This window comes from Pseudoalteromonas shioyasakiensis, assembly GCF_019134595.1.
GTDB lineage: Bacteria > Pseudomonadota > Gammaproteobacteria > Enterobacterales > Alteromonadaceae > Pseudoalteromonas > Pseudoalteromonas shioyasakiensis_A.
In genome coordinates this window covers 3,366,889-3,378,009 of sequence record NZ_CP077770.1, presented here as the reverse complement: position 1 = coordinate 3,378,009, position 11,121 = coordinate 3,366,889, and the positions used below count along the sequence as shown (strand labels likewise).

The window sequence follows — 11,121 nt, the reverse complement described above, 5'->3', positions numbered from 1 at the left end:
CGAAATAAATTTCATGCCTATGGTATCTAAAAGAGATGTCAGCGCTGTCATTTTTGTTGCGGTAGTGTTATAAATATTTAATATCTCTTTTATATAATCATCTGAATGAGCAGCACTGAAGAGTCGAACTGTGCTGTTATGGGAAATGTTATGTCTGAAATGAATAAACAAAGCAGTGTTGTGCCCATGGCGATTGTCGCCACGCTGTTTTTTATACTGGGTTTTGCTACATGGTTAAATGGCTCATTGATGCCATTTTTACAGCAAATTTTGCAGCTTTCTCCTTTTCAGGCATCGCTGATTATTTTCTCGTTCTATATTGCGGTGACTTTTACGGCTCTACCTTCAGCGATGATCATCAGAAAGGTAGGTTATAAAAATGGTATGGCGCTGGGTATGGCGACCATGATGGTGGCAGGTTTACTATTTATTCCTGCTGCAAAAACGCAAGTTTTTGCACTGTTTTTATTCGCGCAGCTTGTTATGGGGGCCGGGCAAACATTGCTACAAACAGCGGTTAATCCATACGTAGTAAGAATCGGCCCAGAAGAATCAGCCGCGGCTCGCGTTAGTATTATGGGTATATTGAATAAAGGTGCGGGTGTTGTTGCTCCGATTGTATTTACTGCTCTGATACTCAGTGATTTTAAAGGCTTTGTAGGTAAAGAGCTTAGCCAAACTGATATTGATGCCATGGCCAATGGCTTAATATTACCGTATTTAGGGATGGCAATTTTTATTGGTATACTCGGTTTTGCGGTTACTAAAATGCCATTGCCAGAGTTGATCGATGATTCGGATGAACAAAAACCGGGGCAAGTAAAAGAAGCGCTGAGCCATCCGAGCCTTGCCTTAGGGATTGTGGCACTTTTTGTTTATGTGGCAGTTGAAGTTATCGCAGGTGATACCATTGGTAGCTTTGCGCTGTCGTTAGGTGTTGAAAAATACAGTGTTATGACGTCATACACTATGGGTTGTATGGTGCTGGGTTACTTTTTAGGGATTTTACTTATCCCTCGTGTGCTTTCACAGCAAACAGCGCTAACTATTTCAGCGCTATTGGGTTGTGTATTAACTCTAGCGATAGTTACAGGTAGTAATGAAACTGTATTTATATCAACATTGTTTGGCTTAAAATCGCTACTGCCTGATACCTTATTGCTCATCGCTGTGCTAGGCTTTGCTAATGCCATTGTTTGGCCAGCAGTTTGGCCGTTAGCATTATCTGGTTTAGGCAAGCTAACTAGCGTAGGCTCTGGTTTGCTCGTTATGGGTATAGCCGGTGGCGCATTCGGCCCACTATTTTGGGGCCTGGCAAGTGGTGGCGTAAAAAGCGCAGAAGCACAACAAATGGCTTATATTGTGATGTTGCCTTGTTATTTATTCATACTTTTCTATGCTGTTAAAGGCCACAAGATGAAAAGTTGGAAGTAATTATGAGATTGAGGTTGGGTGTAAAGCGCACCACCTTGAACTTTGAAAAGCATTTCTAGTAAATAGAAATAATCCCGTGTGTAATGCCACCGAAAGGTGGCATTTTTTTGTTTGAAGTTTAAGGTTCGCGTTACATAGAGAAAACCAAATTATCACAAAGAGGATAAGAGGGCGCTTCGCTTAGAGGAAAACAAAAAAGCATTATTACTTCCTCATTTTCTTCTCATTCACTTCTCTTCGTGAAAAAGGTCTTGTGCGCGAAATAAATTTCACGCCTACAATATTTCACACCTCGCACCTATCGTCTCTTAGGAAGGGCTTCAGCCGTGAATTCGAACAGAATGTTCGGTGTTAAAACGTTTCTTACACCGTAGGCGTCACGCTTGCTTGGCGCGTCTTATATTCAACACCTATCTGAAGGGGGAATGTATTGCGATCAAACTACATCGTTCGGCTCAAACTGACTGCTGAAAGCTGACGGCTAGCCTTTCTCTTTGTGCAAAAGAAATATTGAACCACAGAGAACACAGAGGCGCTGCGCGCTACACAGAGAAAACCAAATTATCACAAAGAGGATAAGAGGGCGTTTCGCTTAAGAGAAAGTAATATTGCGGTTTCCTCATTCTTTTCTCATTCACTTCTCTTTGTGAATATATCTTCGCGCGAAATAAATTTCACGCCTACAATATTTCACACCTCGCACCTATCGTCTCGTAGGAAGGGCTTCAGCCGTGAATTCGTGCAGAATGTTCGGTGTTAAAACGTTTCTTACACCGTAGGCGTCACGCTTGCTTGGCGCGTCTTATATTCAACACCTATCTGAAGGGGGAATGTATTGCGATCAAACTACACCGTTCGGCTCAAACTGACTGCTGAAAGCTGACGGCTAGCCTTTTTCTTTGTGCAAAAGAAATATTGAACCACAGAGAACACAGAGGCGCTGCGCGCTACACAGAGAAAACCAAATTATCACAAAGAGGATAAGAGGGCGTTTCGCTTAAGAGAAAGTAATATTGCGGTTTCCTCATTCTTTTCTCATTCACTTCTCTTTGTGAAAAAGGTCTTGTGCGCGAAATAAATTTCACGCCTACAATATTTCACACCTCGCACCTATCGTCTCGTAGGAAGGGCTTCAGCCCTGAATTCGTACAGAATGTTCGGTGTTAAAACGTTTCTTACACCGTAGGCGTCACGCTTGCTTGGCGCGTCTTATATTCAACACCTATCTGAAGGGAGAATGTATTTCGATCAAACTACACCGTTCGGCTCAAACTGACTGCTGAAAGCTGACGGCTAGCCTTTCTCTTTGTGCAAAAGAAATATTGAACCACAGAGAACACAGAGGCGCTGCGCGCTACATAGAGAAACCAAATTATCACAAAGAGATTATGAGGCGCTTCGCTTAAGAGATAGATATTCCTTTGGTTTCCTCATTCTTTTCTCATTCACTTCTCTTTGTGCAAAAGGCCTTGTGCGCGAAATAAATTTCACGCCTACGGTATCACTCTTCATTTCAGTAACGAACATGCACATTCCACTTAAAACTTATGGCTTTAAGCTATTACCAAAAACAATACAGTTCGGCTCAAAACTGACAGCTGACAGCTTTTAGAATTGAAAACAGGTGTTAAAGATAAATCTTGGAATTTAAAATAGAGAAATTTTTAGGAAAATAAAGAATTTACAAAGGAGAGAAGTGGGGCGACTGATGGGGCTTGAACCCACGACAACCGGAATCACAATCCGGGGCTCTACCAACTGAGCTACAGCCGCCACTGAGATACACCTCGTTTGGTGTGGCGCGCATATTACATAATTAAGGTTGGCTTGTGAAGCCCTAAATTGAAAAAAGTAGAAAAAACTTATTCACCTCAGAAAATTCAGAAAACCTTTCGTGGTCAGCTCGCGTTCAGTTTCGCAGATTAGACTTGCGACTTTTGTAATTAGGCACATACTCATTTCGTAGTTTTGCTCGTAATTTAATGATTTTTTAACCAAAGATCATATATAATTTGTACAGCGTTATGCTACAAATGAACTTCAGGAGAGAACATGGATACAATAATGAACTGGATCAACGAGAATTCAGGTTTAATCATACATTACGCCGTTCAGGCGGTTCTAGCGCTAATCATTTTCTTTATCGGTGGTCGCATCGCTAAATTCTGCGAAGGGATGACTGAGAAAGCATTTGATAAAAAGAAAGTCGATAAAGCTGTAGGTTCATTTGTTGCTAGCATTGTCTATGCAATTGTGTTTGCTGCAACAATCTTAATGGCACTATCTCAACTAGGTATTGAGACAACATCATTCATTGCTATTTTAGGTGCGGCTGGTTTAGCAGTAGGTTTAGCACTTCAAGGTTCACTATCTAACTTTGCATCAGGTGTTTTAATCATCTTGCTTCGTCCTTTTAAATCAGGTGATTACGTAGAAGCAGGTGGTAAAGCGGGTACAGTTAAGAAAATCGAAATTTTCTCTACTGAATTACGTACGCCAGATAACAAAGTAATTATCATGCCTAATTCATCAATCATGAGCAGCCCAATTACAAACTTCTCTCGTGAATCAACTCGTCGTATCGATTTAGTTATTGGTGTTGGGTACGATGCAGATCTTAAAGAAGCAAAAGCAGTTCTTAAATCAGTTTTAGATAAAGAAGAGCGCTTATTAAAAGACCCAGCATACACAGTCGCTGTATCTGAGCTTGCCGATTCAAGCGTAAACTTTGTAGTTCGCCCTTGGGTTAACTCTGCTGATTATTGGCCAACGTATTTCGACTTAATGGAAAACATTAAGATCGCATTAGACGATGCCAATATCACAATCCCATTCCCGCAAATGGATGTTCATTTGCACAAAGAAGACTAATAAGTCTAACGTACAAGTAGTAAAGGTTATTTTTTAATGAAATTAAAAGCTTTATCAATTCTAGTTGCAGCAAGTGCTGCAACTAGCGCATTCGCAGCAGATGAAACAAAAACTTGGGATGTAACCAGTGAACTAGGTGCCATTATCACAAGTGGTAATACCGAAACAACCACATTAAAAGGTGGTATTAAAGTTTTACAAAACTTAGAAAGCTGGAATAACGAGTACAAGTTAGACGGCATCTATAAAGAAGATGAGATCGAAAACGATGCAGGTGTTAAAGAAACACAACGTACTAACGAAAAGTACTCAATCTCTGCACAAGGTAACTATAAGTTAAACGAAAAGCACTCACATTTATTCATCTACGGCTCGCACGTATCTGATTACTTTGGTGCATACCGTCATGAATCAGTTATTTCAGCGGGTTACGGTTTACGTTTAATTGACCGTTCTGATATGTGGTTAAACGCAGAAATTGGTCCTGGTTATAAGTACTTCCAGTATCCGAATGATAGCACTGAAGTTGATGACAACGGTGAATCACTTGCTGGTGAGCGCGAAGGCGAAGTCATCGCGCTAGGTAAAGTTGATTACAACTGGCAAATTTCAGACAGCGCACGTTTTACTCAGTTAGTATCAGTTGAATATGGTGATACCAACACTAAAACGCGTTCAGAATCTGCAATTCTAGCTAAGATCAATGGCTCACTACAAATGAAAGTAGCTTACAACATCACTCACAACTCAGATGTTGCCGATGATAAAGAAAACACAGATACAGAAACGTCACTAACGCTTGTGTATAGTTTTTAATTTTTGAGTTAATTATAAATGGGTAAACTTGTTTACCCATTTTTTTTGCTCATAAAATGATGTAGTATGCCGCGGTTATTTTTATTTTCTTATTAAGGGAAACTCTGTGAAGTTTTTTAAGTTATTTATAGCTCTTTTTATTTCGCTGCTATTTATCACGGATGCGCAATCTGTAACGGCACCATCAAAACAACAAATTGAGCAACTAAAAAAACTACCGAAGTCACAGCAAGAAGCGCTTGCAAAGAAATATGGCTTTGATCTTTCAGCTTTAAACTCAGAGGCTAATTCAACAAAGAATACAGATAGCGAAAATGTAGACTCTGTTTTGCCAAGAGAAACCCTAAATGATGAAGTAAAAGAAGAAGTAAATAAGGAAGATAAATTCAAGCCAAAATCAACTGATCTTGAACCATTCGGCTATGAATTATTTTCTGGTCAACCTACAACATTTGCTCCTACAGAAAGCGCACTTGTTCCTGATGATTACATTGTAGGCCCTGGTGATAGTTTCAGTATCAATTTATACGGCAAAGAATATAGTAGCGAGGAAGTTACGGTTAATCGCGAAGGTCGTTTAGTTTTACAAAATCTTTCACCGGTAAATGTAGCTGGCTTAAAGTATAAAGAAGTTGTTGAATTAATTAAGCTTAAAATTCAGCAAGAGGTTATCGGAGTAAAAGCGTTTGTCTCTATGGGTAAAACGCGTAGTATTCGTGTGATGGTATTGGGTGAATCATTTATGCCTGGTGCCTATACAGTACCGTCGTTATCTTCAATCACACATGCAATTTTTGTTAGTGGTGGTATTTCGAAAATTGGTTCACTTCGCCATATTCAATTAAAAAGGGGCGGGAAGGTAGTCTCTGAATTAGACTTATATGATTTACTAATAAAAGGTGACAGCTCTGGTGATGTAATTTTAAAACCAGGTGATGTTGTGTTTATTCCTTCAGTTGGAAAACAAGTAAGTATTAAAGGTGCTGTAAAGCGCCCGGCAATTTTTGAGCTTGAAAAAACTGAAACAATCAATGACCTCATCACAATGGCTGGGGGTTATACTGCTAATGCTAACTCAGCTAAGACGGTTGTTGAACGTTACACTGAAGACAGCTTTAAAACAGTAATTCCTCTTGATTTTTCCCTAAAGGCTAACACTCACTTACGAACTGGCGATGTAGTTACAGTTCCTTCTTCAAGTGAAGCGTTTGATAATAGTGTGACGCTTTTAGGTGCAGTTACTTACCCAGGAAACTATTCTTGGTCAGAGGGAAAAAAGGTTAAAGATTTATTCTCTTCTTTAAAGAGTGACTTATTACCTATCGCAGATTTTGACTACGCATTGATCCTTCGCGAAATAAATGAAAAATCTGATATCGAGGTATATCAATTTTCTTTAATTGATGCATTTAACAACGATCCTAAAAACAATTTAACTTTGAAAGCTGATGATGTAATTGTTGTATTTAGCCGTTTTCAAACTAAAGTTGATGAAAATAACGCATTAAAGTCGTTAGCGTTGACAGAGGAGCAGTTAGCTCATCAAAAGCGCGTAGAACTATGGAACGAGTTTGAGAAGCAAGAATTCTATAAATTTGTAAACTTTATTGATGATGAATCATTAGATCAGGAGTTGTCTGGAGCTAATTCAAGTTTTGCTGTAAATACAGAGAATATTAGCAAGCTTTTAAATACTCAAGAATCAGACTTAAAAGAAGCTGATTACGCTGTCTTTAGCCGCAAGAAATTACTAAAACCAATTATTGCAAAGTTAAATGAACAGTCTTCGCATCAAAACAAAATTAAAGTATTTGGTATTCGAGGCGAAGTAAAATATGCTGGCTTATATCCGTTACCGGTTAATGCAACGGTAAATAAAGCGGTTGTAGCTGCGGGGGGGCTAAACGAATCCTCTTACCTTGGCCGAGCAGAAATCACTCGTTTTACTAATAATGAAAATATTGAACACGTGAATATCGACTTGTCTGACGCACTTGATTCAAATCAAGCGGCGTCTTTCGCTGTTCACAGTAAAGATTCTATTAGTGTATACCCTATTCCTAACTGGCAAAGTGACTTACGAGTAAGAATCGCCGGAGAAGTTAAGTTTCCTGGTGTTTATAGTATCCGTAAAGGTGAAGACCTAACCAGTGTTATTAAACGAGCTGGCGGTTTTACTAAATTTGCTTACCCTGAAGGGGCGGTATTTACACGTCAAGCAATCAGAGAAAAAGAACAGCGTCAAATTGATAAGTTGGCTCAGGATCTTCGTCGAAGCGTAGCATCACAAAGCTTCACAAAATCAATTACACAGTCTAATTCGAACTATGCAGATATGGATAAGCTAATTTCAGACTTAGGTAACATCAAGTCGGTTGGCCGCTTAGTAATTGATCTACCTGCTGTAGAAAAGGGCGTTGTAGATTTAACTCTTCAAAATAATGATGCGTTATATATTCCACGTGAAAATAATAATATTAGTGTTGTAGGTGAAGTTAACTTCTCAACTTCACATTTATTCGACTCGCGTTTAACACTACAAGATTACATTAGCCGTAGTGGTGGTTTTAAATCAGGTGCAGATGAAGAGCGACTATACATTATTAAAGCAAGTGGTTTAGTAGTGGTTCCAGAACAAGGATCATGGTTTGCAGTTGCTGATAATGCTACTTTATCTCCAGGCGATACAATTGTTGTGCCATTGGATACTGATCAAATCGATAGCTTAACGCTTTGGAGTACGGCAACACAAATTATTTATCAAATGGGTGTTGCTGTTGCAGCGATCAGCTCGCTTTAATAATTTTAGTGCTAGCGGCAGTCACCTTAATCTGCCGCTAGTTTTAACTAGTATGTGATTAAAGACAGAAAGGTTTTTGAGTTTTTACTCTAGTTTTTAAGTTGCTTGGCCAGCTACTTCCTGAGTCAAACTTGATTTTTGAGCATTTTTTATCTAAGTGACAAGAAGTTTTTTATTGAACTAAGTTAAAAATTCGAATCTTGTTAATCTTGTTTTATTGACCTAAACTCTCCTCTAGCCTAGGCCTTTCGGCTGGTGCGACTTGATTATGTAAAGTATTTATTCTATTTGTACATAATTGTTAAATTTTCCGACAATCACTTGTTCAGCAAATATTAAGTCTTTTTTTAATTTGCTCTTGAATAAACGAGATTTACTTATCATAATTAGCGGGCCTGAGTTGATACTGCTTATTTTTAGGAGTGTCGGACGGGCTCTTTACATTATTAAATTGTTTGTTAGAATCAAGAGGTTTTAACAAACTTTATATTAGAAACTAAAGTGTCCACCGGATACAAGGAGATAAAAATGAAGCGTTTTAATAAAATCGCTCTAATCCCAGCTGCTATCGCTGCTGGTCTAGCTAGCAACGCGTACGCAGGTACTGAAGCATGTTTTGAAATCTACAAAAGCGCTACAGTTGCGAATCATGAAAACCTTTTCACTGGTGCTTCATGTGGTACACGTGTTGCTTCACCAGCAGCAACAGCTGGTACAACTACACAAGTTCAAACTATTGACGAAATGTCAGCTGCATACGAGTTAACCAAGTCATTACCAATCGATTTCGAATTCATCGATGGTACAACTACTGCAAATATGCAGCAAATTGTTTACATCCCAACAACTGATATCCCTGGCGGTACTAACATCGTTGTTAAAGTTGACGGTGCTGTATTCGACGGTAACTCAAACCAAATTCACCTAGTTAAAAGCGACGGTACTACTATCTCTGCAGTTGCTTCTTCAGATGGTACAGTAGACGGTTCAGGTACTATCACGTTCCTAACTAAAGCTGGTATTACTATCGGTGCAGGTAGCCGTTTAGCATTCTCTCGTGTTGCTACTTCAGTTGACCCAGTTGGTATCAAGATTGCTAACGATCAGTGTACTACTGCTTCTGCGTCTAAAACTGTTACAATCGCAGCAACTAATGCTAAAACAGATGGTGGCACAGGTTACGACATCATCGGTGGTATCTCTAAAGCAACTGACTTAGTTGATATCTCTGCGCAGTTCTACGCTCTTAACGGTGGCACTACTGCTGATGTAGACGTAAATGCTGAAAGCTCAAATGCTGACAACACTGCAATCGTTGCTCGTACAGAATTCGTTTTCGATTCTGACCGTACTAAGCAATTAACTGCTACTAAGACTCAAGCTATCTACAAGACTGCTTTCTACAACCGTGGCGTATCTGGTAACTTAGACCGTTTCATCACTTTAGGTGCAAACGATCACCTAGAGACTCAATTTGTTGCAACAGCTGAGCCAGGTTCAACTGTTAAAATGGGTCTTTACAACAGCCGTACAGTAGGTACAGGTTCTACTGACACAGCTCTAACTGATCAAGTTGCTGTTGAAACAGGTACTACTTGGGGTTCATTTGGTTTAACTAAAGCTGCTGCTCCAGTATACAACACTGAAGCTACAGACGTATTCACACCAGCTACTTCTGGTGATGCAGAAACTAACCCTGCTACAGGTACAAGCAACTTAGTTGGTGCTGACTACAACGAAATGTTCTACGCTGTAACTAACACTTCAGCTTCTGGCATCATGAACTTCAACTACGATGTGAACACACACTTCACACTAGATTTTGGTAACACTAGCTACAACGATCACTGTGCTGCTGACAAGTTCACTCACAACATCGACGTAAACGGTGCAGTACTTAAAGTTCCTTACGTTGTAAACGGTGAAGGTAACTTCGTACGTGTAACTAACGAGCACGATGAAGCTGCAGAAGTAACTGTTGACGTATTCGGTGAGTCAGACAACGGTAACACTGGTAACCGTAAAGTAACTGCAGTTAAGCTAGGTACTGTTCCAGCTAAATCTTCAGTTGTTTACTTCGTTCCTGAACTAATCGAAGAAGCTGTTAGCCAGAAGAGCTACACTGGTGCTGATGGCGGTTACGCTGCTGGTTCACTAGGTACTGATGGTGTTAACGCTAAATCTAACGCAAACCGTCACACTTTAACATTCACTGTAACTGCACCTCGTGACACTGTTCACGGTGTATCTGTACAGCGTGTTCTTGGTGGTTCAGACCGTGTAATGCCAGTTCTTGACCAAAACGAATGGAGCCAGTAATTAATAATTACTAGCTACTAAGTTATGCTATAAACCCTCGCCTAGGCGGGGGTTTTTTTTACCTAAAATGGAGTAATAATGAAAAAGCTTTTTGTATTAGCAGGTATCTTGGGAGCATTGTCAGGCTGTGCTTCAACACAAGACTCAAGTGAAGTAACTGCGCTAAAAAATGAAATTGCAGAACTGAAAAAAGTGCAAAGACAAGTAGCAATAAAGGTAGGCTTAGCAGAGCTTGTTAGACCAGACAAAATTGAGCTATCTAGCGAAGGGATTTGGATCGGCTCAGAGTCTGCTGATGTTGTCATGTTAGAATTTACAGATCTACATTGCCCATATTGTAAAAAGTTTCAAAAAGAGACTTGGCCAAAATTAAAAGAGCAGTTCGTCGATACTAACCAACTTGCTGTTTTAGCAAGAGAGTTACCTTTAGCGAATATCCACCCTAAAGCCCCTTATGCAGCTGTTATGCTACGTTGTGCAAATCAACAAGGTCAATATGAATCTGTAAAAGAGCAATTATTTGACCTAGGTGGCGCAATTACTGACCCTGATATTGCTGATGTAATCAAAGAAAACCAACTTGATGAAGAGCAATTTAATGCATGCTTAGCTGATACTAAAACTCATAATTTAGTAACTAACTCATTAAACGATGCAATCGCACTAGGTTTAGGTTCAACGCCAGTATTTATCATTGGTAAAAAAGAGGGTAATTACATCACCAACTATGAAATTGTGATGGGCGCGAAATCAGTTGAAGATTTTTCTACTGTTATTGAGAGAGTAAAATCGTCTAAATAAATCTTCTTGTTGCATCGTCAACTAGCTATGGTAAATTTATGGGGCCTTATAGGTCCCTAATTTTAATTGCCTCTCAGGGA

6 protein-coding genes and 1 tRNA gene are annotated in these 11,121 nt (G+C 39.5%); 6 read left to right on the top strand and 1 reads right to left on the bottom strand.

The window, feature by feature from the left end; translation table 11 throughout:
- Positions 1-150: 150 nt before the first annotated feature.
- Positions 151-1,434: an N-acetylglucosamine MFS transporter NagP gene (gene nagP / locus KQP93_RS15580; RefSeq protein ID WP_254907685.1), complete on the top strand. Its 1,284-nt coding sequence runs from the start codon at positions 151-153 to the stop codon at positions 1,432-1,434.
- Positions 1,435-3,131: 1,697 nt separating this feature from the next.
- Here the strand turns inward: nagP and KQP93_RS15575 are convergent.
- Positions 3,132-3,207: transfer RNA gene (locus KQP93_RS15575), tRNA-His, on the bottom strand.
- Positions 3,208-3,486: 279 nt separating this feature from the next.
- Here KQP93_RS15575 and KQP93_RS15570 point away from each other — a divergent pair.
- The 5 genes from KQP93_RS15570 (at position 3,487) to KQP93_RS15550 (ending at position 11,041) form a co-directional block, all read left to right on the top strand.
- Positions 3,487-4,305 (top strand): mechanosensitive ion channel family protein, encoded by an 819-nt coding sequence (locus KQP93_RS15570; protein WP_217875141.1) that lies wholly within the window; start codon positions 3,487-3,489, stop codon positions 4,303-4,305.
- A gap of 36 nt (positions 4,306-4,341) precedes the next feature.
- Positions 4,342-5,121 carry a DUF481 domain-containing protein gene (locus KQP93_RS15565; RefSeq protein WP_217875140.1) on the top strand — a complete coding sequence of 260 codons (780 nt, stop codon included), beginning with the start codon at positions 4,342-4,344 and terminating at the stop codon, positions 5,119-5,121.
- Positions 5,122-5,227: 106 nt separating this feature from the next.
- A complete protein-coding gene (locus KQP93_RS15560) occupies positions 5,228-7,921 on the top strand; it encodes an SLBB domain-containing protein (RefSeq protein WP_254907684.1) in 2,694 nt (897 codons plus the stop codon).
- 528 nt (positions 7,922-8,449) lie between these two features.
- Positions 8,450-10,240: a hypothetical protein gene (locus tag KQP93_RS15555; protein WP_217875139.1), complete on the top strand. Its 1,791-nt coding sequence runs from the start codon at positions 8,450-8,452 to the stop codon at positions 10,238-10,240.
- Between the two features lie 78 nt (positions 10,241-10,318).
- Positions 10,319-11,041 (top strand): DsbA family protein, encoded by a 723-nt coding sequence (locus KQP93_RS15550; RefSeq protein WP_217875138.1) that lies wholly within the window; start codon positions 10,319-10,321, stop codon positions 11,039-11,041.
- Positions 11,042-11,121: the final 80 nt, after the last annotated feature.